We start from the raw sequence: 25,864 nt of genomic DNA, 5'->3' as shown, positions 1-25,864 counted from the left end.
ATGCGTAAGGCACAACAGGGTACTTCGTATTTAGCAATTTTATTTGGGGTGGTTATATTTGCAGTTGCAGTAAAAGCTGTACTTGCAGTTTGGCCAGCATATTGGGATGATCGGCTGATTAATAATCAGATAGAAGAGCTTTTACAAGAAAGCTCTTCTGAGATCACACCACAAAAGTTTGTAGCACAAATGGATCAGCGACTCGAAATGAACAATATTCGTGATCTCCATTTTAAAGAGATCGCTCAAGTGTTTAATCAGTCAGGTCTAACGGTCAAAAAGAAATATGAAGTAAGAAAACCTTTCTTATTCAATATTGATTTAGTTTTAACATTTGAGAAGAGTTTTGATAAAACATCAGTTCAAACTAAGTGATCCTCGCTTACTGAGTCGAATCGGATATCAATTTAAGCAGCTTGAATTGTTACAGTTAGCTTTGACTCATCGTTCGGTGAGTCACAAATACAATTACGAGCGCTTAGAGTTTCTCGGCGATTCATTATTAGGCATGATAATCGCCAATTATCTATATCATGCCTATCCAAATGAAAATGAAGGTCGTCTCACGCGTATGCGTGCGACTTTAGTTCGCCAAGAAGCGTTAGGTAAGATTGCAACCGATTTGCAACTTAGTCGGTGTTTAATATTAAGTACAGGCGAGTTGAAATCTGGTGGTCATCATCGTGAGTCAATATTAGCAGATACGGTAGAAGCGATTATTGGTGCAATTTATCTTGATAGTGGTGATCTCAACTTACTTAAAGATATTGTGCTAAAATGGTACATACCCTATTTAGACCATATAGAACCTACGGATCAACTCAAAGATCCGAAATCACGTTTACAAGAGTATCTACAAGCACGTAAAAAACCTCTCCCTGTTTACGAGGTTGTAGATATTCAGGGTGATGCACCTCATCAGCACTTTAAAGTGGAATGTGTGGTAGATGGTTTACCGAAGATTTATGGTGAGGGTTCAAGTCGTCGTTTTGCCGAGCAGGCAGCAGCGGCGGAAATTTTAAAGTTATTGGAGCAATAACCTGCATGTCGATGCATTCTGATCAAATCAATCCAGATTCAAATGAAAACCAAGATCCTAATAATCTGATTGATCAATTTTTTAGTTCCAAAGGCGTAACAATCCCTTCGGATTTTAAGAGCGGATTTGTGGCGATTGTGGGACGTCCAAATGTGGGTAAATCTACCCTCATGAACCATTTATTGGGTCAAAAGCTCTCTATTACTTCGCGTAAACCTCAAACAACACGTCATAAAATTATTGGTATTGATTCGCGCGAAAAGATGCAGGCGGTATATGTAGATACCCCAGGTATGCATAAAAAAGAAGTGCGTGCTATTAATAAAATGATGAACCGTGCTGCTCATTCTGCATTACGTGACGTTAACTTGGTTTTATTCGTTATTGATGCTTATAAGTGGACTCAAAACGACGATTTAGTGCTTGAAAAACTCAAGAACGCTGAAATGCCGGTTATTTTAGTCATTAATAAGGCCGACACTTTTGAAGATAAAAGAGAGATTCTACCTCTCATTCAAGAACGTGCCAAACTTATGAATTTTGCTGAGATTGTTCCTGTTTCTGCTTTGCGTGGTGCAAACTTAGAACACTTGAGTGAAACGATTGAGAAATACCTTCCTTATCAACCACCATTGTATTCATTTGATCAGATTACTGACCGCTCTGAACGCTTCTTGGCAAGTGAAATTATTCGCGAAAAAATCATGCGTCAGTTGGGTGAAGAGCTTCCTTATGATTTAACAGTACAAATTGAATCTTTCAAAACAGAAGAAGCAACTGTTAATGAAAAAACTGGTCGTTTAAAGCCGGCTTGTACCTATATCGATGCAACGATTTTTGTAGACCGCGCTGGTCAAAAAGCCATTGTGATTGGTGAAAAAGGTGCCAAGCTTAAAACGATTGGTATGGATGCTCGTAAAGACATGGAAAAAATGTTTGAGCAAAAAATTATGCTCACACTTTGGGTAAAAGTGAAGGGTGGCTGGTCTGATGATGAGCGTGCTCTAAAAAGCTTAGGATACAGTGATATCTAAAGGATAAGGATGCTGGTATGAAAACAATTACATCATTAATCGCTATAGTTGGATGTATATTGATGTTACAAGGTTGTGTATATAAGCTTGTAACCGTACCAGTAGGTATCGCCTATAAAACTACCAAAGGTGTAGTTAAAGGTACGGCAGCTGTTGTAGGTGCTGTTATTCCTGACGGGGATGATGAGGATGATAAAAAAGAAAAAGAATCTGAGGAATAGATTCTTTTTATGATGCGCAATGAAGTCCTCCATGGATATATGATTCATCACCGTAAGTACCGCGAAAAAAGTCATATTGTGCATCTTTTTACTCAGGAGTATGGGCGAGTCGATGGTATTTTAAGGCAGACTCCCCCCCCTCAATATCAGCCTATTCGACTGCAAGCCACAGGTAAAAGTGAACTCAAAAATTTTACTAAGCTGGAAATATTAAATCAGCCAGTTTTCTTTTTTGGTGATGCTTTTTTTGCTGGATTTTATTTAAATGAAATTGTTCTTAGACTTTGCCCATTAGAAGAGGCAATGCCACAATCTTTTGAGCAATATCAATTAACCCTGCTTCAATTACAGCAATTATCTTCCCACGAAAATCCTGATCTTTTTCTGAGACAGATTTTGCGTCAGTTCGAACATGTTTTACTTCCTGAGCTGGGTTACGCGATTGATTTCTCAATCGATACTCAACAACAGCCAATACAGGCTCACCAGTTTTATCAATTTCAGGTGACCGAAGGTTTTGCGCCCGTTGTTCAGGCAAGTCGTTCTTCATTGTCGGGTAAAGCAATTTTATCTATGTTGGATTATGAGCAAGGCCAGGATTTTTCTCACGAACAATTGCAATTATTAGGTAAACTATACCGTCAAATGATTACATCGCTTTTAGGAGATCGTCCCCTAAAAAGTCGACAATTGTGGATTCAAAATACTCAAACTCAATCGTAATTAGGATTTATTTATGGCTGCATTGCTTGGTGTAAACATAGACCATGTTGCTACTTTGAGACAGGCGCGCGGTACTACTTATCCAGACCCTGTAGAAGCTGCTCTTATTTGTGAAGAAGCGGGTGCAGAGGGGATTACTTTGCATTTGCGTGAAGACCGTCGCCATATTCAAGATGACGATGTACGTCGCATGCGTCCATTATTAAAAACGCGTATGAACCTAGAGTTGGCTGTTACTGATGAAATGGTCGAGTTTGCGAAAGAAATTCAGCCGCAGCACGTGTGTTTTGTTCCAGAAAGACGCCAAGAAGTAACAACTGAAGGTGGTTTGGATGTAGTGGGTAACTTTGAAAAAGTTAAAGCTGCAACTCAAACTTTAGCGGCCATTGGTTGCGACGTATCATTATTTATTGATGCTGATTTAGCCCAAATTGATGCAGCAGTTGCGTGTGGCGCACCTACGATTGAGTTGCACACGGGTGCATATGCAGATGCGGAAACGAAGCAAGATCAACAAGCCGAGTTAGAGCGCATTATCAAAGGTGTTGAATATGCAGCTTCAAAAGGTTTGGTTGTAAATGCAGGTCATGGCCTTAACCTTAAAAATATTGCACCAATTGCAGCTATTCCACAAATTCATGAATTAAACATTGGTCATTCAATTATTGCTGAAAGTGTTTTTGTAGGTCTGGTTCAAGCTGTTAAAGATATGAAAACAGCGATTCAGGCAGCAGGATAGTTGGTTATGTCGAGTATCAATTACGATGAGTTAATGCAACCTGTGGTGGCTTTTTTAGGATGTCAAACACCAAATGCATGGTTGGATGAAGCAATCAATAATTTAGATATCTTGATGCAAGATCATGCTAATTGCGAAAAGAAAGCTGCTAGTACAGCAATGAACTTAATGTTCCGCTATAGCTTCTTTCCTGACTTACAAGTAAAACTTGCTCAACTTGTACGAGAAGAAATGCTTCACTATGAACAAGTGCTTGAGCTTATGGCTAAGCGTGGTCAAGAGTGGACTGGCTTAAGTGCTGGGCGTTATGCAGGTGGGTTGCGTAAAGAGATTCGTACGTATGAGCCTGAAGCTTTAATTGATGTGCTGGTGATTGGTGCATTCGTAGAGGCTCGTTCATGTGAGCGTTTTTATGCACTTGCTCCGCGTGTAGATGATGAGTTAGGACGTTATTATCGATACTTGCTTAAGTCAGAGTCTCGTCATTTTGAAGACTATCTAGCTCTTGCGCTTGATGTGGCAACCACTGCAAAAATGAAAGATCCTAAAGAGGATATTCAACAGCGAATTGATCATATCCGTGAAGTTGAAAAGAATCTGATTTTAACACCAGATGATACTTTCCGTTTTCATAGTGGTATTCCTGCTTAGTCTTGGATGTCTCAAATAAAAAAGTTTACCTTTCACGGTAAACTTTTTTATTTGGTGAGTATTATCTCTTTGGCGGTAAGCATGTTCTGCTTTTAGTTTTTTAATGCATATAATTATTTAATAAATATATTTTTTATAGATTTTAATTTCTCTTAAAATTTTTAAAAAACTTTTATTTTTTTAGGCTAATAATAAATATTGTGTAAATATAAAGGCTGATATGTTCATCATGAGTTCAACTGAAATAGTTGATCATTTCTAAGGATATAAGAATGTTAGCATTAGTTACAGGTGCCTCAGCGGGTTTTGGTTATAGCATTTCAAAAAAACTGATTGAGTTAGGATATAACGTTATTGGTTGCGGAAGACGAGCAGAAAAACTAGAAGAACTAAAACAAGAGCTTGGTGAGAAATTCTACCCCCTAGTATTTGACATGACAGATACGGCAGAAAATATAAATAAAGTATTGGTTGATTTGCCAGCCGAATTTCAAATCGGCCAAATTGATTTATTGGTGAATAATGCAGGTTTGGCATTAGGATTGGAACCAGCAGATAAATCAGATCTAGATGATTGGTACACGATGATTGATACCAATGTTAAGGGGCTTGTTACGATTACCCGATTAATTTTGCCAAGTATGGTAAAGAAAAAATCAGGTTTGATTATTAATATGGGGTCTATCGCAGGCACATATCCATACCCAGGGGGCAATGTGTATGGGGCAACCAAAGCATTTGTGGAGCAATTTAGTCTAAATCTTCGTGCTGATTTGGCTGGTACAGGTGTGCGCGTAACTAACATTGAACCAGGGTTGTGTGGAGGTACTGAATTTTCTCTTGTGCGTTTTAAAGGTGATGAGGATAAAGTAAACAGTCTATATGATAAAAAGAATCCACTTTTGCCTGAAGATATTGCAAATACAGTAGCTTGGATTGCTTCACAACCTCCACACATTAATATTAATCGTATTGAAATGATGCCGACCACTCAATCTTTTAATCCTTTAAAAGTGGTTGAAGTGGAATAATAATTTAAGAAGAAAATATATTCTTTCGAGTTAGGTTAGAGCGTTAAACCTAATAAAGACTCTAAGAAAAAATTAAATCCTCTATCTGCTGATAGAGGATTTTTTATAGTTATTGATAAATTTATGGCAAAAAAAGCCCGCTTTAATGCTGCGGGCTTTTTAGTATTTGGCTCTCCCACCTGGGCTCGAACCAGGGACCTGCGGATTAACAGTCCGTCGCTCTACCGACTGAGCTATGGGAGAATCTGCATGCGATTATAAGGAGATTTTGAGAAGGGTCAAGTCTAAATTGTCATGTTTACTTCATTTTTGTGTCGTATGCTTTTTATTTGATCAGTTGAGTGATGAGTTAAGAAATTACTTGCACTTTAAAAAATCAATTGCTAGATTCAAAAAAGAACAAGCGTTTGGAGAAATCCAAACAGTGTGGATTTAAACCAACTTGCCAGCACTAAAATGGCTAAATCGGAGATAAGTATGAAAACGCTTACGATCGCTTCTATTTTTTCTAATTTTGATTTCTATCAACACAATTATCTCAATATCTTAAATCAATCAGAATCTTATTACACACTTGTAGAAGGTGCATGGATTAATGCTTATCCTTTCAAAAAGCAGGATTTATATTTAGGTGATTTATTGCAGCTTTGGTTTAGCGCTAAATGGAATGTGCATAATTCACTTAAGATTTTAAAAAGCTCGAAACTACTAAACTCTTCTGAATCTTTATATATTTTTCAATTAGAAGGGGAGTTATTGTTGGGTAAAAATAAAGTTTTAGCTTGGACTGTAGAGCATCAAGAAATTATAGAACTTCAACTTAAAAATATTTGGGCGCCGTATGTGATTGCACAAACTTGTGAACGTCCAGATAATTCAGATGACTTAATAAAAAAGGCAGCGGTTTAAGGCTGCCTTTAATGATTATGGACGAATAATCATGCAGGTTGCTGTTGCATAGGCATACAGTTTACCTTCCTCATCAATAATCTTTCCTTCAGAAATACCTAAATTTTTACTTAAATTAATAACTTTGCCTGTTGCAATTAAAGCCTGATTTTGGGGAATAGGGCGGCACATTTTTACGTTAAGGTCGATTGTGCCGTAACCTACACCCGCAGGTAACATCGTATGTACTGCACAGCCAGTCACTGAATCTAGGACGGTGGCAGCAAAACCACCATGTACGCCACCGAGTGGATTTAAATGGTTATGATCTGCTTGGGCTTTAAAGGTAACAGATCCTTCTGAAATTTCAGTAGGTTGCATAGGTATTGTTTTACTAATGCTGGCAGGTGGAATATGGCCTTCAATCATTGCTTGTAAAAATTCAAGGCCAGTCATTTCCATCGGATTTTTCATTTTTTGGGTCCTTTAATTCTTTAAGTTCTAAAATGGAACTTGATATTAGCCTATTATTAAGTCATCGATAAGTCAATTCTAGAGTTAAAGATTGAACTGATAAGTTGAATCTTAAAAACTTGTCCATTTAATATAAAATTCCTTTATTATAAAAATTGAATTAAATGAGTTGCATAATGAATTAGATAGATAAGAAAGACTTCTTTTACACTATAAGAAATAACAGGAGCATAAGGACAATGCTTTTTAAAATTGCACTCATAATGGCGGCCTTTGCAGCAAATTCTGTATTGTGTCGTTTGGCTTTGGTTGGTCGATATATTGACCCAATGACTTTTAGTCTAATACGAGTGGGAAGTGGTGCTGTTGTTTTATTTGGACTGTTTTTATATTCAAAATCGTCTAAAACCAAAGTCCAATGGAGTTTAAAAAACGCATTTTTTCTAGCGGTTTATATTTTGGCATTTTCGTATGCTTATCTTCAAATCGACGCTGGTATTGGTGCTTTGTTATTGTTTGGGGTTGTACAGCTGACTATGGTGCTTTACGGCTATTGGCAGGGGGAGCAGATTGGAATATACCGTGGTATAGGCTTATGCATTGCTTTGGCTGGAATCATTGTTTTGCTATTACCGGGTGCTCATACACCTGATTTGCAATATGCTCTAATTATGATGATATCTGGTTTGGCATGGGCGGGATACAGCATCGCGGGTCGCAATATGACACAACCGATTGCTAGTACGTTGGCAAATTTTACGCTAGCTGTGCCAATGGTTTTGTTAGCGAATGTATTACTTGCCCAAGATCGCTACATTGACATGCAAGGATGGGTCTTAGCAATTTTGTCGGGTGGTGTCACTTCAAGCGGAGCTTATGTACTCTGGTATGCGATTTTGAAGCATATTGATCGGGTGACAGCGAGTACAGTACAGCTAAGTGTGCCATGTTTGGCAATTATAGGTGGAAGCCTGTTTGTAAATGAGACTGTGACAGGGCGAGTGATTTTATCGAGTTTCATGGTTTTATTTGGAATTTTATTAATTATTTATGTAAGACCTCAAAAGCTAAAAATGCATAAGTGAATGAAAAAAGGGTTCTCTCAAGAGAACCCTTTTTATGCAAAATGCAGATTATTTTGCAGCTTTTTCAGCTTCAATTGAAGCGATAGCAGCGTCTACACCTTCAATTGAATCAGCAGCTTTTTTGATACGTGCTAACGCATCAACAAGTACTTCATCAGCTGTTGCATATGAAATACGCATAAAACCGCCTAAACCAAATGCGTCACCAGGAACAACTGCTACGCCAGTTTCTTCCAATAACCATTCAGAGAACTCTGTGCAAGATTTTAAGCCTTTTGCACGAATAAGAGGGCGAATGTTTGCATAGGCATAGAAAGCGCCATCAGCAGGTAAGGAAGAGATACCTTTAATATCATTTAAGCCATTTACAACTAAGTCATGACGGCGTTTAAACGCTTCAATCATAGGTTGTAAAACGTCTTGTGGACCATTCAATGCAGCTTCAGCAGCAACTTGCGAAATAGAAGTCGGGTTAGAAGTTGACTGTGATTGGATCTTTTTCATTGCACCAATGATTTTTGCTGGACCAGCTGCATAGCCAATACGCCAACCTGTCATTGCATATGCTTTAGAAACACCGTTTAAAACGATTGTGCGATCATATAAATCAGGAGCAACAGTTGCGATGTTGTAGAACTCATCTTCCCAACGAATCGGTTCATACATATCGTCAGATGCAACAAATACTTGTGGATGACGACGTAAAACTTCAGCTAAAGCTTCTAATTCTGCTTTGCTATAAATCATGCCTGTTGGGTTAGATGGGCTGTTTAATACAACTAAACGAGTGTTAGGTGTAATAGCAGCTTCTAATTGTTCAGGAGTGATTTTGAAGCGTTGGTCTTCGCCACATTTCACAATGACTGGAGTACCTTCAGCAATAATGACCATATCTGGATAGCTTACCCAGAAAGGTGCTGGAATGATAACTTCATCGCCTTTGTTTAATAGAGCAAGTGCCAAGTTAAAGAAGCTTTGCTTACCACCACAAGAAACCAAAATCTGGTTCGCTTGATAATCAAGATTATTATCACGCTTGAACTTAGCAATAATTGCTTTTTTTAACCCAGGAGTACCATCTACAGCCGTATATTTGGTGAAACCATTATTAATCGCTTCAATTGCAGCATCTTTGATGTGTTGAGGGGTATCAAAATCTGGCTCGCCAGCACCTAAACCAATCACGTTCTTGCCAGCAGCTTTAAGTTCAGCAGCTTTGTTTGTTACAGCAAGTGTAGGGGACGGTTTGATAGCATTGACACGATCAGAAAGACGTACGTCCACGGCAATATTCCTCTTATGGGATTAAAAAATAAAAAGCATACTATCTTATCGCAAAAATTAAGCAATTTGCGGATACGGGTATTTTTAGATGTAAAAAAGTTTAATTTAAGAAGATTCTTGTTGCTGTTTTACTCAATTGAAGCTTTTTTGAAAAGAAATGATAAAAATCATTTATAATAGGTCGCAATCGAAATTTCGAGAATGAATCATGACTGAGCAACAGCCAAAACAGAAAAAGGCTTTGGTGAAATTGCCATTCCCAATGCCGAATGAAAGCAATCAAGCAGATGATGCGGTACACAACCAAGTGCGTCCAAAACCAGAGCAATACGCGGATAGAACATGGATGCCTCCACGTGGTACGCGTCGTTCTATGGGAAAACGCTAATTTTGAAAAACAGGCAATATGCCTGTTTTTTATTGATTGAATAAAATTTCTTGATAATAACTTTTTTTCTTTTGGTACATGTGATGGTCTGCTCGTTTTAACATGTCCTCAATTTGTTCATTTGTTTGAGTGGTTGCATGTCCAATTGCAATACTAACTGGATGGCTTGAATAGTATTGATTGTCGATATTAAAAAGCTCCTGAATCGTTTGAAGCATAATTTGAACGTTCGCTTCATCTGCGCCTGGCATTAAGATCACGAATTCATCACCACCGATTCTGGATGCAGTATATGCTGTATTTGAAATAGCCTGACTTAAAATATTTCCAACACGGCGTAATAAACCATCTCCAATATCATGCCCAAACTGGTCATTTGTTTCTTTTAATCCATTCATATCTAAAAAAATTGAAGAAACTGGTCGAATAATACTTCGATTTAAACGATTAAGTTCCTCTGTAAAAAAAGCACGGTTATATAGTTTAGTAAGAACATCGTGTTGCCCTAAATATTCAAGATAGTTTTCCGCTTTTTTCCGTGCAGTAATATCTGTCAGTGCAACTTGTACTAATCCCCAAGTCTCTTCATATCCTGGAAAAACGGTAAATTGAAGCAAGACATTTCTTATTTGGCCATCTAAAGCGTAGTTAACGGCTTCACGTTTGTGATGAATATTACCTTGCCATAACTCGATGAGTTGTTCTCGAAAGGTTTCAACCATTTCTTCAGCAAAAATCTTGTGTGTATTTCTTAAAAGTGTCGACTTATCAGGAGCTTTAAATAAATCTATCGTAGCCTGATTAACATCTAAAATTAAAATATCCTCTACACACTGGCGGACAAACTCAGGATGAACATCTAGAAAAGTTCTGAAGTCTTCAATTCCCAATAGCCTAAGTTGATCAATTCTATTTTTTATACGGCTGAAATCCTCGACCCACAGCGAAGTAGGCGAGTAGATAAACATAGATTCAGCCAAGCGACGATTTTTTTCTTCCTGTCGAAGTGCATTTTGATAGGGGGTAATATCTTCGGTAGTAATTAGTACCCGCTCAAAATTAGATTCAGAACCAGGTAAAATAGACCCTCTTAACTGAACATCAATACGTTTGCCTGATAAGGTGTAATTCACAGTAGTGCTTGAAAAATGGGTTTTACCATTCCATAACGCTTCAAGCTCATAAATATGTGATTCGAACATTTCCTTTTTAAAAATAAGCTTCAAATTTGAATATAGTTCCTCGCGCGTTGTTGCTTCAAAAAGTTCCAAGGTTTTTTGGTTAACACGAATAATTTTAATTTTATGAGCGCATTCAATAACTAAGTGTTTATTTTGATTTAAAAATTCATGGAGGTTTTCAATTCCTTGCTTTCTCCATAAATCAAATTGTTGTTTAACTTCACTGAAATCCTCAATCCACATTGGAATTGGGCTAAGGTCAAAAATCGAAGAATCTAAAGTTTCCATATGTTTCTTTAAGTATTCAGTTTGCCTTAAAGTATAATGAGAAAAATTAAGATTTGGGAGGATAAAGAGTTTAAATATATTAGAATAATTAAAAATAAAAGGATTAAATGTAATTAAAAATAAAATAATGAGAAAGCAGAGATTATCTGCTTAACTCATAAATTCATAAGAAAACTTAACGATTAATAGGGTGATCAATGTTTTTTTCACCACGCCATAACTTAATAAAATCTTGCTCATCAAAATCGTAAAGTTCCATCAGTGCAACAACAGCACTCACAAAAATCATGGCACCTTCAGAGTTTCCATGAAGATTGAAAATTTTACCGTTTAACTTCCCTAAAATATCACTAAGCTCATGATCACGGCCTCGTCCATAACGATCTCGTGGATACAACTCTTCATTTAAGACAATAAGAGCTATGGCTTTTTCAGCATCTGATAAATCAGTTTTATCTAAAGCTTCTTCAAATGATTCACTGCCATGATTAAAGTAAAAAATAACTTCATCATTAATGAAACTTTGTACCATCTTTTGAGTTAAAGTCGGAAATTGAGATACTGCATTATCTTCTACATAGGGTTTAAAAGATTCCGGAAAGATAACGTTATGATAAATCCCTTTAAAAAGAGGAGCGATTTCAGAAACTTTATAGCCTGCGATGCCACAACCTAATGCAGTAATGAAATATTTCATTTTAGGGTGATTTTTTGTGTATATCTTAAAGTCTTCAACATAATGCTGAATTTGTGAAAGTGGCATTTGTTGAATGTGTTCATTTAAAGTTGGAATTGCAAAGCTTTGACCAGCCCAGCCACGACCTACACCTTCAACTGCTCCGAAGTGCTGACTTGCAACGCGCGCTGCACCACTACCGTGTTGTCCAGCAAGATTACTTCCAAATACAAAAACTGTATCTTCGGGAAGTTCGGTTACAATACTTTCATCATGATATTGATAGGTCATGGTTATACTTTTTGTTTAATGGATAGCTTCATGTTGCAACCGATTAGGGTATTGGTCAAGTGTTAAGATGCTTAATCTTTTACATTGAATTTCAAGCTCAATTTAGACTTTAAATTAAGATAAAAATCCCCATTAAAAGGGGAGACGTTAAATTCAATTTTTCATAAAGAGAGATAACTTTGAACGAAAATCAACCTTTTGATTTGGTCACTCATTATCAGCCAGCAGGTGATCAGCCACAGGCCATTGAAAAGCTGGTAAATGGTATCGAGCATGGTTTTCGTAATCAGTTATTGCTGGGTGTAACTGGCTCGGGTAAAACCTATACCATGGCGAATGTGATCGCTCAAACACAGCGACCTACCATTGTGATGGCCCATAACAAAACATTGGCTGCTCAGCTTTATGGAGAGTTTAAAGCGTTCTTCCCTAATAATGCGGTTGAGTATTTCGTAAGTTACTATGATTACTATCAACCTGAGGCTTACGTTCCATCCTCAGATACTTTTATTGAAAAAGATGCTGCCATTAACGATCACATTGACCAGATGCGACTATCGGCAACACGCGCTTTATTAGAGCGTCGTGATGCAATTATTGTGGCATCAGTTTCTGCAATTTATGGTTTGGGTGATCCAAATGCTTATATGCAAATGTTACTGCATGTGGTTGAGGGCGATCGCGTAAGTCGTGATGAAATTATCCGACGTTTGGTTGAAATGCAATATACGCGTAATGAACTTGAGTTCTTACGTGGTACATATCGAATTCGCGGCGAAATTATTGATATTTTCCCTGCCGAATCTGATCAACACGCGATTCGTATTGAACTATTTGATGACGAGGTCGATTCGATCCGTTGGTTTGACCCGTTAACGGGTAAAATGGTCCGTAAAGTTCCACGTGTTACGATTTATCCAAAAAGCCATTATGTAACGCCGAAAGATCATCTGACTCGTGCCATTGATACGATTAAAGATGAATTACAAGATCAACTTAAATTCTTCCGTGAACATGACAAATTGCTCGAAGCCCAGCGTATTGAGCAGCGTACCCGTTATGATTTAGAGATGATGCAACAGTTGGGCTATACCAATGGTATCGAAAACTATTCACGTCATTTATCGGGCCGTCCAGCTGGTGAAGCGCCTCCAACTTTATTTGATTATGTACCTGAAGATGCATTGCTGATTATTGATGAGTCACACGTTACAGTTCCGCAAATTGGGGCGATGTATAAAGGCGACCGATCACGTAAAGAAAATTTAGTGAATTACGGGTTCCGTTTACCAAGCGCACTTGATAATCGACCAATGAAATTTGAAGAGTGGGAACGCATTGTGCCGACGACTATTTTTGTCAGTGCAACACCTGCTAAATATGAGCTAGAAAAGTCTGACCAAGTGGTTGAACAAGTGGTACGTCCAACAGGATTAATTGACCCTGAAATTGAAGTTCGTCCTGTATTAACTCAGGTTGATGATGTTCTTTCTGAAATTAATATTCGTAAGAACCTAAATGAACGTGTGTTAGTGACCACTTTAACAAAGCGTATGGCGGAAGATCTGACTTCTTATTTAAAAGAATACGGGGTTAAAGTCGCTTATTTACACTCGGATATTGATACTGTTGAACGTGTCAAAATTATTCATGAGTTACGTACAGGTGTATTCGACGTTTTAGTCGGTATTAACTTGTTGCGTGAAGGTCTCGACATGCCAGAAGTTTCTTTAGTTGCTATTTTAGATGCAGATAAAGAAGGTTTTTTACGTTCAGAACGCTCACTCATTCAGACAATTGGTCGTGCCGCGCGTAACGTGAAAGGTAAAGCAATTTTATATGCTGACCGAATTACTGATTCTATGCAAAAAGCAATAGATGAGACTGAACGCCGTAGAGCTAAACAAATTGAGTTCAACGAGTTGCATGGTATTACGCCACGTAGTGCTGTTCGTCAGGTCATCAAAGAAATTGATTCAGGCGAAGTGCTTTCAGACGACGAAATTGATGAGAAGGTGCTTGAACAAGCACAAGCTTTAAGTGCTGACGAAAGACATATTCTCTCTGATCCAAAATTGTTTAGTAAGCATATTACTAAGCTTGAAAAAGAGATGTTAAAAGCTTCGAAAGATTTACAGTTCGAGCAGGCAGCTCGGATACGTGATGAAATCATTCGACTAAAAGCGCAAATGTTGCAATAAACGAATACATAACGCTACATAATGTGTTTAAAAAACAAGCTACTGTAGGTATTTGAGTTCTTTTGTATTCACAACTAATCGTTGAGGGCAACAATGGCATTTCGAAATAATGTTCCGCAAGCCAGTTGGCGTTTGGCTAAAATTGCGTTGGGCGGTGTCGTTTTGGCTGGTTTGGCTGTTGGAACCTATGTCTATGCCCAGCCAAAACCTTTGCAAACTGTCTATAAAGTTGAACTGGACCGATATCTAGGTGTTTGGTATGAAGTCGCGCGTAAGCCTGCATTTTTTCAAAAAAAGTGTGCTTATAACGTATCTGCAACTTACACCTTAAACGAAAATGGAAATGTAGTAGTAGATAATCGCTGCTACGATAATAGAAAACAATTACAGCAATCTATCGGGGAGGCCTTTGTGGTTAACCCGCCATATAACACCAAATTGAAGGTAAGTTTTTTACCGGAAGCTGTAAGATGGATTCCGGTAATCCGTGGGGATTACTGGATTTTAAAGCTAGATGAAGACTATCAGACTGTTTTGGTTGGGGAACCTTCACGTAAATACCTTTGGGTGTTATCAAGAGACCCTCATCCAGAGCAAGAAGTGGTAGATGAATATTTAAATTATGCAAAAACATTAGGTTTTGATATTCGAGATATTATTCGTACAGAACATAAAGAATAGTGGTATATGTCTGTTTAAGAAAAAACCATGTTTTTACATGGTTTTTTCTTTTTTATAGTGGATAAATCAAGTATTGTAGTGAGTTATTTTTACTAAAGTCTAAGAGGTTGATGATGTTTAAGGGCGTGATCTTATCTGTCATGGCATCATTCACTTTTGGTGTACTTTATTTTTATACTCAATTATTAAGCCAGCTAGATAGTGAGCAAACTTTTGGATGGCGGATTATTGCAACACTACCGTTCCTTACTTTATTTATGTGGTGGAGTGGTGATTTAGTCTATATCAAGACTATCTATCAACGTATTTTGGCTAAGCCTTCTTTACTATTATTATTAATCACAACCTCTATTTTAACCTCAGTACAACTTTGGCTTTTTTTGTGGGGGCCGATGCATGGGCGTGGGTTACAAGTCTCTTTGGGATATTTCCTATTACCGCTGGTTCTTGTCTTAGCTGGAAGTGTGTTGTATGGCGAAAAAATATCAAAATTTCAATGGGTAGCAATTATTCTTGCAGTCATTGGCGTTAGCCATGAGATATGGCGTTTGGGAAGTATTGCGTGGGAAACTGCATTGGTAGCAGTTGGATATTCTGCCTACTTTTTATTACGTAAAAAAATTAAAACAGATAATTTAGGGGGCTTTTGGTGGGATTTGGTCATTATTATGCCCATTGCAATTTATTTAACTCATACAGGTTTGCTGCCATACAGTAAATTTATAGACCAACCGAGTCTTTCTTTGATCATTATTGGGCTTGGAATTTTAAGTGCTATTGGTCTGGGAAGTTATATTCTGGCAAGCCGCTTTTTACCTTTAGTTGTGTTTGGACTCTTGGGGTATTTGGAACCTGTATTACTGGCTTTAGCTTCTTTAGTTTTAGGGGAGAGCATTGGTCAAGAAGAATGGTTCACTTATATTCCGATTTGGTGTGCTGTTTTTGTACTCGTTTTAGAAGGGGCAATTCATCTTTATCAACAACGGCAAAAAGCCCAAAATCTGCAACTTAATATCACGAAATATCAAAAAAGATTAAAAAATGATGAGTTCAATTAGGTTGTCAGAACCTAAAAAGTAAGAAAAAGCAAAAATTTAGCTGCTTTAAACAATAAGATAATAAAAAATAATTATAGGTATTTTATGAATTTATGATGAATTTTGGGAAAATCTAGCCGCTAACGTCAGCTTTTGATTCATTCTTGCCAATAATTCCATTACAATTACGGGGTTTTAAAAATCACGCCTAGATATAATTAATTAGAGGACGTATCTGTGAGCAAAGACACTATCATCGCCCTGCACGCTGAACACCAAGGCCGTTGGAAAAACCGTGAAGAAATCGCGGAACGTATGATTGCATTAATCGGTCAATTATACCGTGAAAAAAATATTGTCGTATCTGTTTACGGTCGCTCTTTAATTAACCGTTCTGTTATCCAAATTTTGAAAACTCACCGTCGTACACGTGTTGTAGACGTTGAACTTTCTGTTGTAAACACATTCCCAATTTTAGAAGCTTTAGCAAAAGTTGAAAATATTGGTTCTGCAGAAGTTGATATCGGTAAACTTGCTGTCGAATACAAAGAAAAAGGCGGTGATGTTGATGCTTTTGTTGCTCAATCAGTTGAGTCAATCAAAGGTAGCGCAACTTCTGAACAACCTAAAGATGTAGTTCTTTACGGTTTTGGTCGTATTGGTCGTATCTTGGCTCGTTTAATCATTAGCCAATCAGGTTTAGGTCGTGGTTTAAGCCTTAAAGCAATCGTTGTACGTAAGTCTTCTGACGGTGACTTGGCAAAACGTGCTTCTTTACTTCGTCGTGACTCTATTCACGGTACTTTCGCTGGTACAATTTCTGTTGATGAAGAAAACGAAGCAATCATTGCTAACGGTAACTTCATTAAAGTGATTTATGCGTCTAGCCCAAGTGAAGTTGACTATACTGAATACGGTATTGAAAACGCACTTTTAATCGACAACACTGGTAAATGGCGTGATGCTGAAGGTCTAAGCCAACACTTGAAATGCCCAGGCGTTGCACGTGTTGTATTGACTGCACCAAGTAAAGGCGAAATGAAAAACGTTGTATTTGGTGTGAATAACACTGACATCTTAGATGAAGACAAAATCATCTCTGCTGCAAGTTGTACAACAAATGCAATTACTCCAATTCTTAAAGTATTGGATGACAAATATAAAGTTCTTAACGGTCATGTTGAAACTGTTCACTCATTTACAAATGACCAGAACTTAATCGATAACTACCATAAAGCAGATCGTCGTGGCCGTGCTGCTACTTTGAACATGGTAATTACAGAGACTGGCGCAGCTAAAGCGGTTGCTAAAGCATTACCTGCATTGAAAGGTAAATTAACTGGTAACTCTGTACGTGTTCCTACACCAAACGTATCTCTTGCAATCTTGAACTTAACACTTGATAAAGAAGTTGATCGTGAAGAAGTGAACGAATACATTCGTCAAATTTCGATTAACTCTAACCTTCAAGGTCAAATTGGTTATACCAACTCGACTGAAGTTGTATCAAGTGACTTTATCGGTTCTCGTACAGCAGGTGTATACGATGCTCAAGCAACGATTACTTCTGGTAACCGTTTAACTGCTTACGTTTGGTACGATAACGAAGTTGGTTATAGCTGTCAGGTATTACGTATTGCTGAACAAATGTGCGGCGTAAGCTACAAAAAAATCCCAGCAGAATTGAATGCTTAAGATCATTTAACGATCTATAAAATATTTTCACAAAAAGACCCAGTTTAGACTGGGTTTTTTTACAACTGTACAAAATATATGCTGACTATTTTTTGTAAATAAATGAGAATACAAATTAAGGAAAAAAAGAAAATAGTAAGGGATAGGAATTGTCGCAGTTTAAACGTTTGTTGGTCGTTTTTGTATTCATCATTATTGCCAATTTATGTGGTGTACTCATTGCAATATGGGTATTTAAGCACTTTAATATTTATATTCCACTGAAAAATCAGGCAGTTGCTATTGATTTACAAGAGCCTCTACAGGTTAAGGTTAAAGTACAAGATGCTTTAAATGTGGATGTAAAGGGGCGCGTAAATGCCAGTATTCCAATTGATGAGAAACTGAATATTCCTTTAACACAAACATTAACTCCGCGTGTTTATTTCGATAATATGGTGCCGATTAGCACTACTATTCCTGTCAAAGAAACATTAAAAGTTGAGCAAAATCTACCAATTGATACTAAGGTTCAGGTGCGAGTTTTAGGACGTGATATTACGTTGCCATTGAAAGGAACAATTCCATTAAAACTTGATGTGCCAATTGATATTAATGTCCCGCTTGAGCAAAAAGTTCATTTAAAATTTGATGCTCCAGTACGCACGGTATTAAAAGAAAATCTACATATTCCTTTAAAAGCTAGATTAGACACTAATATTCCAATCGAGGGTAATTTAAATGTACCTGTTAAAACTGCATTAAATGCTTCGGTTGATGTGAAAAATACTTTGCCTGTTAAGATTGCAAATGGTGAGTTAAAGATTCCTCTGTCCACTATGCGATTAAATCGAGTATTAGGTTCAGAAACATCACAAAAGACAGCTGATCAATAGGGTGGATGCTAATGTTCCGTTCACTCAAGAGTATGTTAATCAGTTTCTTTTTAATGATGATACTTGCCGCTATTATGTTTTGGGTGTATCTCAATATTCAAGCAAATTTAGTCGTTTCGGCTCATAATGCCGATATTAGTTTACCTGACTCTTTAGAAACAAAAATTCAAGTTGGTAATACTTTGCAGGTTCAGTCTATTGGTAAACTTGATACAACTTTAGATATAGATCGCCAATTAACTTTACCCCTAAAAGGGAAATATTTGGCAGATTTAAATTTTGCCGTAGAAACTCCTATTACGGTAAGTGTCGATTATTCAACGACTCTAAAAATTGATCAGGTTATGCCTTTAGAAACCACCACAGATTTGGTTTATCAAAGTAAGTTTTTACCAAAATTTCCCCTTAAATTAGATATCCCTATTAAATTAGATGTGCCTTTTAATTTAAAACGTAGTTATACCGTTCCCGTTAAAATTGTTTTTGATGGTCCGGTTTATTTTGAATTCGATGAACCCGTAAATTTATCGGTGAAACATCAGTTTAAACCAAGCCTAAACGTAAATGATCCTATGGAAATGGGGAATGTCTCTTCATTTAATGCCATCATGTATAATTCTGTGCCAAAAACAAAAGCAAATCTTGATATGCAAATGACCTTACCTCTGCGCAATGTTCATCCTTGATAATTAAATAAATTGGCTAAATTTTATTTTTTATAAGGATCCTATTTGCAAAACTAAAAGCATCTGCTGGATTAAAGATAAAACAGATCGTTATAAATGGAATTGTTCCATTTTCTATTCGAGAATTTTATGAAAATATGGCAGAATAGGCGGTTTTAGAGTTTTTAGAGGATTGGCAGATGCGCTTTGTTGATGAAGCAGTCATTACCGTAGAGGCTGGCGACGGTGGCAATGGCGTAGCCAGTTTTCGCCGTGAAAAATTTGTACCATTTGGTGGCCCAGATGGTGGTGATGGCGGACGTGGTGGAAGTATCTATATTCAAGCTGATGACGATACAAGTACGCTAGTCGATTACCGTTACACACGTAAATTCCGTGCTGAGCGCGGAAAGAACGGTGCAGGTGCTAACTGTACTGGACGTGGTGGTGAAGATGTGGTTTTAAAAGTACCCGTTGGTACAACAATTGTTGATACAGATTCAGGCGATATTATTGGCGATTTGGTTGAAGACGGCCAAAGAATTCTGGTTGCTGGTGGTGGTGAAGGTGGTTTAGGTAACACCCACTTTAAATCATCAACTAACCGAGCACCGCGTAAATGTACGACTGGTACAAAAGGTGAGTTCCGCGAAATTCGTCTTGAATTAAAAGTATTGGCTGATGTTGGTTTGCTGGGTATGCCAAATGCCGGTAAATCTACTTTCATTCGTGCTGTAAGTGCTGCAAAACCAAAAGTGGCAGATTATCCATTTACAACCATGGTTCCAAACTTGGGTGTAGTCGATGCTGACCGCCATCGTTCATTTGTAATGGCCGATATTCCAGGGTTAATCGAGGGTGCAGCAGAAGGTGCAGGTTTAGGAATTCGCTTCCTTAAACATTTGGCACGTACGCGTATTCTTTTACACATTATTGATGTACAACCAATTGATGGTTCTGATCCAGCGCATAATGCAAAAGCGATTATGAATGAGTTGGCTAAGTTTTCACCAACTTTGGCAAAATTACCAGTTGTTTTAGTACTCAATAAACTTGATCAGATTGCTGAAGAAAGCCGTGAAGAGTGGTGTCAGCACATTCTAGACGAACTAGAGTGGACAGGACCTGTTTTTAAGACATCGGGCTTATTAAGCGAAGGTACAAAAGAAGTTGTGTATTACCTGATGGATCAGATTGAACAACAACGTGAACGCGAAGTTGAAGATCCTGAATACGCAGCAGAAGTAAGAGCTTTCCGTGAACAACTAGAAGTTGAAACACGTGAACAAACCATTGCGGCAAAAGAAGCATATCGTGCAATGCGTCGAGCACAACGTCTCGAAAGCATGATGGACGATGATGACGATTTTGACGATGATGAAGACGACAATGATGTAGAAGTCATCTACGTTCGTGACTAGAAAACCGAGGGAAACATGATAGAAGTGGTCGATGGGCAACGTCAGCTCAGTGAGTGTAAACGAATCGTTGTTAAAATCGGATCATCTTTACTTACAGCTAATGGGCAAGGTTTAGATCTAGATGCTATTTCGCATTGGGCGAAACAGATTGCAGATCTACACAATGCCGGACACGAGATTATTTTAGTGTCATCAGGAGCTGTAGCAGAAGGTATGGTTCGTATGAAGCTTGCGAGTCGACCCACCGATCTACCCAGTCTACAAGCCTGTGCTGCAATTGGGCAGATGGGCTTAATTCATACTTGGTCTAGTGTGCTTGAAAACCACGGTATTCGTACTGCTCAGGTTTTATTGACTCATGATGATTTGGCAGATCGCCGTCGTTATCTGAACTCGTGTGATGCTTTGCAAAACTTGATTGATTGGCGTGTGATTCCTGTCATTAATGAAAATGACACGGTGTCTACCGATGAGATCCGTTTTGGTGATAATGATACTTTAGCTGCTATGGTGGCGGGTCAGGTTCATGCAGAATTGCTGATCATTTTAACCGATCAGCAAGGTATGTTTGACTCAGATCCGCGTCATAATCCTGATGCTAAATTACTCTCTACTGTTCGTGCTATGGATGATGATTTATTCGATATGGCCGGCGGTGGCGGTGTGCTCGGGCGAGGTGGCATGGTCACTAAAGTTCGTGCTGCACGTTTAGCTGCTAAATCGGGCTGCCCAACCCTCATCGCGAGTGGCGAAAGTGATAATGTCCTGTCACGTGCGATGGCAGGTGAGATGCTAGGTACTTTGTTTACTACAGATAAAGACCGCATGACTGCTCATCAACAGTGGCTTGCTGCTCATTTACAAACAGCAGGTCGTCTTGTGATTGATGATGGTGCTGTTGAAGCGATTAAATTGAAGCATCGCAGTTTACTCCCTGTTGGAGTTAAAAATGTTGAAGGACATTTTGATCGGGGTGATGTGGTTGAATGTGTCGATAAACAAGGTAAACGTATTGCGGTAGGTCGAGTGAACTTTAGCTCACGATCAGCCGAAATTATTAAAGGCTTAGCCTCAGATAAGGTTTATCAAGTGCTTGGTGAAGCTCGTTCACTTGAAATGATTCACCGTGATCATATGGCAATTTATTAAGTTTTACTCAAATAAAAAGCTCGCTTTAAGCGAGCTTTTTTTCTGGTGTTAAACGAGGTAAAACACGGTCTTCACCTACCATATATGGATGTGTGGCAAGACTCAGCATGTCTAAGTCTTCCGAGCTATTACCATACGCATAAATCTGGTGGTAATGCTGTAGCGTATATTGCTGATGTATTCTTAACTTCTTTTGTTCACTACTACAGTCTGGAGTGGAATAGTAACCCGTCATCATGCCGTTTTTAATTTGAGTTTCGGTACAAATCAACTCGATATCTAGTAACTTGCAAAGTGGAGCAAGATAGACATCAATTGAGGCTGAAACTAATACGACCTGATCACCACGCAATTGATGGTGTTGTAACTGATTAAAAATTTCAGGCGAAAGCGCAGAGACTAACTCTTGTGCGTATTCTTCACCTAATTTTTGTAATTCAATTGCAGGCGTATTTTTAAACATGCTACGGAATAACTTGGCACGCATAGCATGGGCAGGATAAAAGTTAAGATAGTAGGCTTGAATCCATGGCAGAATTTTCAAGCCTTGCTTAACAATGTGACGCTTAGATAAAGCATAAAAGATAAACCCTGTAAAACTATCTTTACTACACAAGGTTCCATCAAAATCGAACAGGGCGAGACTTTTTATAGTCTTATTCGTTTCGCTCGTTGCATACATGTTTCATATCGTCCGTTTACGCGGGTTGCATACCAATTGGTATTATAATCACGACTTAATTTAGGCCCGGAAATCACCACTTGAGGCATAATTGCATAGAGCGGTTCTTTGCCAGTTTTTGATTTATAAAGTTTAGTCAGCGCAATATAAGTTTGAGTACTTTCAAACTTTTTCTCTTTTTCTAATTTAAGATCATCACGAATTTGTCGTGGGGTAACCAATACATTATTTTTTGCAAATACCGTAATCAGCTCTTTTTCTGACTCACTTTGAGCTGCGCGTGGATCGCCATCTTTTGTATAAAGAAGTAGATCGCCATCAAGGCTTATATCTTTATCGGTAAGTTCTTGTAGCATTTTTTGAAAAGCTGCATTACGGCTAGAATACATACCAGAGTTATAATCCGCAAAACGATAAATGGCTTTATCGTAGTCTGCCGGATAAACCATTAAACGATGTATGCCGTAATATAAACCACCGTATTCAGTATATAGGTCATCGCGGAGCGCAGCAGTACTCATACTCGAACGCTTATTGGCTTTAGCATAGTTAATATGAACTTGCATTGAGCCCAAAGTCGTAATAGGGTTCATTTTCTCGCCAATATCTTGACCAACCAATTTGGCTGCACCAGTTAAGGCACTCACATGATAGTGTTTAGCCATGAAGTCGAAAATTTCTCGGTAAAGTAAGTCGAGTTCTTTCTCGGTTTTAACTTTACGCATTTGACTCATATAGTTGTTATCAGGAGAGGGCTGAGTTCTTAGAACTTCTTCAAAGTAACCAGCAATTGTTCCACCAACGGTTTTGCCAAGCTTATCTTCAAATTTTTCATTTAAACGTGTACTAACTTCTTCAACTGCCTTTTGTCCTAACCCAGGCACTTGAGGGTTGGCAACAAAGTTAGATTCCTGATCCACTACAGCCACAATACTACAGACATTTTTCTTGGTTTTAGGAATATCCAAGTCTTTCATAATGTCATCAATATCTTTAGCCCATGACTCACGGTCATGCACACGTGATGGAATTAGACGTTTAATCTGTTGGCTTTCTAGTTCAGGCTCATCATTGTTTGACCACCAAGCTTTATCACCACAAGCAGCTAAACTCATGCATACGGCAGCCATGCCGAATGATTTTAATAAAAAACGGGAAGACAACGGTTTGTTCATGGCGAGGAAAGCACCTGCATAAAAAGATGAGCCGATTAAGCGGATGAAGTATACTATGTTGATCATCAATTGTATGAATATATATGTATATTGGTCCCTATCAACTGTCAAATAATTTAATTGTTGCTCCTATGGCGGGAGTAACTGACCGTCCATTTAGAACACTCTGCAAGTATTTTGGCGCAGGCCATGCAGTCAGTGAAATGATGACTGCTGATAAAACTTTGCGGATGAGCAAAAAGAGCCTCTACCGTGCGAACTTTGATGGTGAACTCGCTCCAATCTCTGCTCAAATTGCAGGCTCTGATCCTGAGCAATTGGCAGAGGCTGCACGCTATCAAGTAGCAAATGGCGCACAAATTGTTGATATCAATATGGGATGTCCTGCCAAGAAAGTATGTAATAAGCTCGCTGGTTCAGCGTTATTGCAAGACGAGGACTTGGTAGCGCGAATACTTGATGCAGTTGTCGCTGCTGTTGATGTTCCCGTGACTTTGAAAACCCGTTTAGGCTTTTTAAATGGTCAGGAAAATATTTTAAGAGTAGCAAAAAGAGCAGAAGAAGCGGGGATTGCCGCGCTAGCTTTACATGGCCGCACCCGTGAAGACATGTATTTAAATACAGCACGTTATGATTTGATCAAACATGTCAAAGAATTAATCAATATTCCACTTATTGCGAACGGTGATATTGATAGTCCTGAAAAAGCAAAATATGTACTCGACTATACAGGGGCCGATGCAATTATGATTGGTCGTGCTGCTCAAGGTCGACCATGGATTTTTCGTGAAATTGCTCATTATTTAAAAACTGGTGAACATTTAGCTGCACCTAATATTGAAGAGGTGAAGCAGGTGTTACTAGGACATTTATCAGAACTTTATCAGTTTTATGGTGAATACTCTGGCTGCCGTATTGCCCGCAAACACATTGCTTGGTACACCAAAGGATTACGCTCAAGTAACGAATTCCGTCAAAATATGTATAAAGTTGAAAGTACCGCTGAACAGGCAATAGTAGTCGAAAATTATTTTAATCAGCTATTGGCTGAAGGCAATTTGATGAGTGATGTTCAGGTTGAGCAGGTTAACTTACTAGAAACCCATTAAATAAAAAGCCAGTATATGATTACTGGCTTTTTAAGATTTACTCATCTTCTAGCATTTCTACAACTAACTGGTTAACCAGATCAGCAGCATCTAGCTCTCGTATTTGAGAGACATTACTACCCGCCCAAAAAGCACCGAAGCCATAGTCTTTATTCTTGCTTGCAATGGTATTTAATTGCTTGGCTAGATCGTATGCATATGGATATTCGGGTTGAGGAGGGCGATTAGGTAAATCAATTTGTGTGTGCCAATGGTTGAGCAGGCCACGGGCTGGACGCCCAGAAAGACTGGCGCTGATTTGTGTTACAGGTTCATTAAATAAAGCTTTACGATATTCGGCAGATGCGTTTGATGTATGGCATTGAACAAATGCTGTTCCGAGTTGAACAGCACTAGCTCCTAAGCTCAACATATGTCGTGCTTGTGCTCCATTCATAATACCGCCAGCGGCTACCACAGGTTGTTTGCAATGTTGGACAATCAGATGTACTAAATCACTGGTTTTAATTGCTGCATCAAAGGTTTTATTAAAAATTCCACGATGTCCGCCAGCTTCAATCCCTTGAGCAATAATAATATCAATACCAGCTGCCTCAATGGCTTGTGCTTCAACTAAATTGGTAGCAGATACCATCGTAATAATTCCGGCATCTTTTAATGCCTGAATTTGATGAGGATGGGGAATGCCAAAATGAAAACTGACTGCTTTAGGTTTGGTTTCTAATACAACATTTAAAAAATCATCGTTATCAAGAAAACTTGGATAAATACAGTTTAAATTTTGAGGAGGCTGTTCCCCAAACTTTTCAAATTGGGGACGTAAATATTCAATCCATTGAGCAGAAGTTTGAGAATTAAGTTGTTCGGGCTGATGGCAGAAAAAATTAACCTGAAATGATTTTTCGGTAAGTGTCTGGGTTTTTAAAATCTGTTCACGTGCACTTTGCGCCGTATTTGCGCCTAGACCTAGAGACCCAAGACCACCCTGATTAGAAACTTCTGCTGCAAGTTCAGGTGTAGATACCCCTGCCATAGGGGCAAGAAAAATTGGATGTTTAATTTCAAGTTGTTGTAATAGGTCCATTTTATTCACCTCATTTCTTTCTGTTCACCATAACGTGAAAGCAGAACCAAGAGCAAATAATATTGGGCATTTAGTTTTTAAATATTTAGTTCTTAAA

At 38.3% G+C, this 25,864-nt stretch carries 28 protein-coding genes and 1 tRNA gene; 21 read left to right on the top strand and 8 right to left on the bottom strand.

The features are described 5' to 3' along the window. The 8 genes from J690_RS11570 to J690_RS11545 all read left to right on the top strand — a co-directional run bounded on the left by J690_RS11570 (window position 1) and on the right by J690_RS11545 (window position 5,438). The gene (locus J690_RS11570) at window positions 1-375 is read left to right on the top strand and encodes a DUF4845 domain-containing protein (protein WP_017386241.1); all 375 of its coding nucleotides are present in this window, start codon (window positions 1-3) and stop codon (window positions 373-375) included. Beyond that, window positions 347-1,039, top strand: coding sequence for a ribonuclease III (rnc, locus tag J690_RS0104325; protein WP_005067830.1), 693 nt, complete (start codon window positions 347-349; stop codon window positions 1,037-1,039). Before J690_RS11570 ends, rnc begins: the two co-directional genes overlap by 29 nt. An 11-nt stretch (window positions 1,040-1,050) precedes the next feature. Continuing rightward, window positions 1,051-2,073, top strand: a complete 1,023-nt coding sequence (gene era / locus J690_RS11565) for a GTPase Era (RefSeq protein WP_079381034.1) — start codon at window positions 1,051-1,053, stop codon at window positions 2,071-2,073. 17 nt (window positions 2,074-2,090) lie between these two features. Beyond that, entirely contained in the window at window positions 2,091-2,294 is a 204-nt protein-coding gene (locus J690_RS0104320; RefSeq protein ID WP_032035932.1) for an NF038104 family lipoprotein, read from the top strand. A gap of 9 nt (window positions 2,295-2,303) precedes the next feature. Further along, entirely contained in the window at window positions 2,304-3,017 is a 714-nt protein-coding gene (gene recO / locus J690_RS11560; RefSeq protein ID WP_016146115.1) for a DNA repair protein RecO, read from the top strand. A gap of 13 nt (window positions 3,018-3,030) precedes the next feature. Beyond that, the gene (pdxJ, locus tag J690_RS11555) at window positions 3,031-3,756 is read left to right on the top strand and encodes a pyridoxine 5'-phosphate synthase (protein ID WP_032035931.1); all 726 of its coding nucleotides are present in this window, start codon (window positions 3,031-3,033) and stop codon (window positions 3,754-3,756) included. 6 nt (window positions 3,757-3,762) lie between these two features. Then, window positions 3,763-4,407: a MiaE family protein gene (locus J690_RS11550; protein ID WP_032035929.1), complete on the top strand. Its 645-nt coding sequence runs from the start codon at window positions 3,763-3,765 to the stop codon at window positions 4,405-4,407. Between the two features lie 272 nt (window positions 4,408-4,679). Then, the gene (locus J690_RS11545) at window positions 4,680-5,438 is read left to right on the top strand and encodes an SDR family oxidoreductase (RefSeq protein WP_032035927.1); all 759 of its coding nucleotides are present in this window, start codon (window positions 4,680-4,682) and stop codon (window positions 5,436-5,438) included. 167 nt (window positions 5,439-5,605) lie between these two features. Here J690_RS11545 and J690_RS11540 read toward each other — a convergent pair. Then, window positions 5,606-5,681: transfer RNA gene (locus tag J690_RS11540), tRNA-Asn, on the bottom strand. Between the two features lie 46 nt (window positions 5,682-5,727). On the opposite strand from J690_RS11540, the gene J690_RS23815 reads away from it, so the two are divergent. After that, on the top strand, window positions 5,728-5,874 hold the full coding sequence (locus J690_RS23815) for a hypothetical protein (RefSeq protein WP_079381033.1): 147 nt from the start codon (window positions 5,728-5,730) through the stop codon (window positions 5,872-5,874). A 41-nt stretch (window positions 5,875-5,915) separates the two neighbouring features. Further along, window positions 5,916-6,347: a hypothetical protein gene (locus tag J690_RS11535; protein ID WP_032035925.1), complete on the top strand. Its 432-nt coding sequence runs from the start codon at window positions 5,916-5,918 to the stop codon at window positions 6,345-6,347. A gap of 15 nt (window positions 6,348-6,362) precedes the next feature. Here J690_RS11535 and J690_RS11530 read toward each other — a convergent pair whose 3' ends face one another. Continuing rightward, window positions 6,363-6,800, bottom strand: a complete 438-nt coding sequence (locus tag J690_RS11530; RefSeq protein WP_002119022.1) for a PaaI family thioesterase — start codon at window positions 6,798-6,800, stop codon at window positions 6,363-6,365. A gap of 239 nt (window positions 6,801-7,039) precedes the next feature. On the opposite strand from J690_RS11530, the gene J690_RS11525 reads away from it, so the two are divergent. Further along, window positions 7,040-7,885: a DMT family transporter gene (locus J690_RS11525; protein ID WP_032035924.1), complete on the top strand. Its 846-nt coding sequence runs from the start codon at window positions 7,040-7,042 to the stop codon at window positions 7,883-7,885. 48 nt (window positions 7,886-7,933) lie between these two features. On the opposite strand, the gene J690_RS11520 is transcribed toward J690_RS11525, so the two are convergent. Beyond that, on the bottom strand, window positions 7,934-9,169 hold the full coding sequence (locus J690_RS11520) for a pyridoxal phosphate-dependent aminotransferase (RefSeq protein ID WP_032035922.1): 1,236 nt from the start codon (window positions 9,167-9,169) through the stop codon (window positions 7,934-7,936). Between the two features lie 208 nt (window positions 9,170-9,377). Here J690_RS11520 and J690_RS11515 point away from each other — a divergent pair, with 208 nt between their 5' ends. Beyond that, entirely contained in the window at window positions 9,378-9,557 is a 180-nt protein-coding gene (locus J690_RS11515; protein WP_002118942.1) for a hypothetical protein, read from the top strand. Between the two features lie 29 nt (window positions 9,558-9,586). Here J690_RS11515 and J690_RS11510 read toward each other — a convergent pair whose 3' ends face one another. Both J690_RS11510 and J690_RS11505 read right to left on the bottom strand, forming a co-directional pair. Further along, on the bottom strand, window positions 9,587-11,026 hold the full coding sequence (locus J690_RS11510) for a sensor domain-containing diguanylate cyclase (RefSeq protein ID WP_032035921.1): 1,440 nt from the start codon (window positions 11,024-11,026) through the stop codon (window positions 9,587-9,589). 175 nt (window positions 11,027-11,201) lie between these two features. Next, window positions 11,202-11,993: an A1S_2505 family phage non-structural protein gene (locus J690_RS11505; RefSeq protein WP_002118650.1), complete on the bottom strand. Its 792-nt coding sequence runs from the start codon at window positions 11,991-11,993 to the stop codon at window positions 11,202-11,204. A 179-nt stretch (window positions 11,994-12,172) separates the two neighbouring features. Here J690_RS11505 and uvrB point away from each other — a divergent pair, with 179 nt between their 5' ends. The 8 genes from uvrB to proB all read left to right on the top strand — a co-directional run bounded on the left by uvrB (window position 12,173) and on the right by proB (window position 21,717). Continuing rightward, a complete protein-coding gene (gene uvrB / locus J690_RS11500) occupies window positions 12,173-14,194 on the top strand; it encodes an excinuclease ABC subunit UvrB (protein WP_002118463.1) in 2,022 nt (673 codons plus the stop codon). A 93-nt stretch (window positions 14,195-14,287) separates the two neighbouring features. Beyond that, window positions 14,288-14,875 carry a lipocalin family protein gene (locus J690_RS11495; protein WP_017402788.1) on the top strand — a complete coding sequence of 196 codons (588 nt, stop codon included), beginning with the start codon at window positions 14,288-14,290 and terminating at the stop codon, window positions 14,873-14,875. A gap of 110 nt (window positions 14,876-14,985) precedes the next feature. Next, on the top strand, window positions 14,986-15,933 hold the full coding sequence (gene rarD / locus J690_RS11490; protein WP_081405138.1) for an EamA family transporter RarD: 948 nt from the start codon (window positions 14,986-14,988) through the stop codon (window positions 15,931-15,933). A gap of 216 nt (window positions 15,934-16,149) precedes the next feature. After that, window positions 16,150-17,607, top strand: coding sequence for a glyceraldehyde-3-phosphate dehydrogenase (locus J690_RS11485; RefSeq protein WP_002118702.1), 1,458 nt, complete (start codon window positions 16,150-16,152; stop codon window positions 17,605-17,607). A 149-nt stretch (window positions 17,608-17,756) separates the two neighbouring features. Then, window positions 17,757-18,482, top strand: coding sequence for a hypothetical protein (locus J690_RS11480; protein WP_017399267.1), 726 nt, complete (start codon window positions 17,757-17,759; stop codon window positions 18,480-18,482). An 11-nt stretch (window positions 18,483-18,493) separates the two neighbouring features. After that, complete coding sequence (locus J690_RS11475) at window positions 18,494-19,168, top strand: hypothetical protein (protein ID WP_005073191.1); 675 nt, start codon at window positions 18,494-18,496, stop codon at window positions 19,166-19,168. 179 nt (window positions 19,169-19,347) lie between these two features. After that, window positions 19,348-20,568 (top strand): Obg family GTPase CgtA, encoded by a 1,221-nt coding sequence (cgtA, locus tag J690_RS11470; RefSeq protein WP_002118576.1) that lies wholly within the window; start codon window positions 19,348-19,350, stop codon window positions 20,566-20,568. 15 nt (window positions 20,569-20,583) lie between these two features. Continuing rightward, entirely contained in the window at window positions 20,584-21,717 is a 1,134-nt protein-coding gene (gene proB, locus J690_RS11465; RefSeq protein WP_002118789.1) for a glutamate 5-kinase, read from the top strand. 25 nt (window positions 21,718-21,742) lie between these two features. Here proB and J690_RS11460 read toward each other — a convergent pair whose 3' ends face one another. Both J690_RS11460 and J690_RS11455 read right to left on the bottom strand, forming a co-directional pair. After that, window positions 21,743-22,399 carry an HAD-IB family hydrolase gene (locus J690_RS11460; protein WP_032035916.1) on the bottom strand — a complete coding sequence of 219 codons (657 nt, stop codon included), beginning with the start codon at window positions 22,397-22,399 and terminating at the stop codon, window positions 21,743-21,745. After that, window positions 22,366-23,574 carry a DUF1615 domain-containing protein gene (locus J690_RS11455; protein WP_025466547.1) on the bottom strand — a complete coding sequence of 403 codons (1,209 nt, stop codon included), beginning with the start codon at window positions 23,572-23,574 and terminating at the stop codon, window positions 22,366-22,368. The genes J690_RS11460 and J690_RS11455 overlap by 34 nt, the downstream gene beginning before the upstream one ends. 83 nt (window positions 23,575-23,657) lie before the next feature. Here J690_RS11455 and dusB point away from each other — a divergent pair, with 83 nt between their 5' ends. Next, window positions 23,658-24,683: a tRNA dihydrouridine synthase DusB gene (gene dusB / locus J690_RS11450; protein WP_005067871.1), complete on the top strand. Its 1,026-nt coding sequence runs from the start codon at window positions 23,658-23,660 to the stop codon at window positions 24,681-24,683. A gap of 37 nt (window positions 24,684-24,720) precedes the next feature. Here the strand turns inward: dusB and J690_RS11445 are convergent, their stop codons facing one another. After that, window positions 24,721-25,767: an NAD(P)H-dependent flavin oxidoreductase gene (locus J690_RS11445; RefSeq protein ID WP_032035914.1), complete on the bottom strand. Its 1,047-nt coding sequence runs from the start codon at window positions 25,765-25,767 to the stop codon at window positions 24,721-24,723. Window positions 25,768-25,864: the final 97 nt, after the last annotated feature.

The sequence above is a fragment of the Acinetobacter sp. 742879 genome, assembly GCF_000588535.1.
Taxonomy (GTDB): domain Bacteria; phylum Pseudomonadota; class Gammaproteobacteria; order Pseudomonadales; family Moraxellaceae; genus Acinetobacter; species Acinetobacter pittii.
This window is presented reverse-complemented; position numbering and strand designations above follow the sequence as displayed.

Bases quoted from the DNA above. Each gene is read 5' to 3' on its own strand.
- recO (WP_016146115.1), top strand. From the start codon at position 2,304: ATGATGCGCAATGAAGTCCTCCATGGATATATGATTCATCACCGTAAG.
- J690_RS11505 (WP_002118650.1), bottom strand. From the start codon at position 11,993: ATGACCTATCAATATCATGATGAAAGTATTGTAACCGAACTTCCCGAA.
- dusB (WP_005067871.1), top strand. From the start codon at position 23,658: ATGTATATTGGTCCCTATCAACTGTCAAATAATTTAATTGTTGCTCCT.
- J690_RS11495 (WP_017402788.1), top strand. From the start codon at position 14,288: ATGGCATTTCGAAATAATGTTCCGCAAGCCAGTTGGCGTTTGGCTAAA.
- J690_RS11525 (WP_032035924.1), top strand. From the start codon at position 7,040: ATGCTTTTTAAAATTGCACTCATAATGGCGGCCTTTGCAGCAAATTCT.
- proB (WP_002118789.1), top strand. From the start codon at position 20,584: ATGATAGAAGTGGTCGATGGGCAACGTCAGCTCAGTGAGTGTAAACGA.
- J690_RS11445 (WP_032035914.1), bottom strand. From the start codon at position 25,767: ATGGACCTATTACAACAACTTGAAATTAAACATCCAATTTTTCTTGCC.
- J690_RS11545 (WP_032035927.1), top strand. From the start codon at position 4,680: ATGTTAGCATTAGTTACAGGTGCCTCAGCGGGTTTTGGTTATAGCATT.
- J690_RS11455 (WP_025466547.1), bottom strand. From the start codon at position 23,574: ATGAACAAACCGTTGTCTTCCCGTTTTTTATTAAAATCATTCGGCATG.
- J690_RS11570 (WP_017386241.1), top strand. From the start codon at position 1: ATGCGTAAGGCACAACAGGGTACTTCGTATTTAGCAATTTTATTTGGG.
- J690_RS11510 (WP_032035921.1), bottom strand. From the start codon at position 11,026: ATGGAAACTTTAGATTCTTCGATTTTTGACCTTAGCCCAATTCCAATG.
- era (WP_079381034.1), top strand. From the start codon at position 1,051: ATGCATTCTGATCAAATCAATCCAGATTCAAATGAAAACCAAGATCCT.
- J690_RS11550 (WP_032035929.1), top strand. From the start codon at position 3,763: ATGTCGAGTATCAATTACGATGAGTTAATGCAACCTGTGGTGGCTTTT.
- J690_RS11460 (WP_032035916.1), bottom strand. From the start codon at position 22,399: ATGTATGCAACGAGCGAAACGAATAAGACTATAAAAAGTCTCGCCCTG.
- J690_RS0104320 (WP_032035932.1), top strand. From the start codon at position 2,091: ATGAAAACAATTACATCATTAATCGCTATAGTTGGATGTATATTGATG.
- J690_RS11530 (WP_002119022.1), bottom strand. From the start codon at position 6,800: ATGAAAAATCCGATGGAAATGACTGGCCTTGAATTTTTACAAGCAATG.
- rarD (WP_081405138.1), top strand. From the start codon at position 14,986: ATGATGTTTAAGGGCGTGATCTTATCTGTCATGGCATCATTCACTTTT.
- J690_RS11515 (WP_002118942.1), top strand. From the start codon at position 9,378: ATGACTGAGCAACAGCCAAAACAGAAAAAGGCTTTGGTGAAATTGCCA.
- J690_RS11535 (WP_032035925.1), top strand. From the start codon at position 5,916: ATGAAAACGCTTACGATCGCTTCTATTTTTTCTAATTTTGATTTCTAT.
- pdxJ (WP_032035931.1), top strand. From the start codon at position 3,031: ATGGCTGCATTGCTTGGTGTAAACATAGACCATGTTGCTACTTTGAGA.
- cgtA (WP_002118576.1), top strand. From the start codon at position 19,348: ATGCGCTTTGTTGATGAAGCAGTCATTACCGTAGAGGCTGGCGACGGT.
- J690_RS11475 (WP_005073191.1), top strand. From the start codon at position 18,494: ATGTTCCGTTCACTCAAGAGTATGTTAATCAGTTTCTTTTTAATGATG.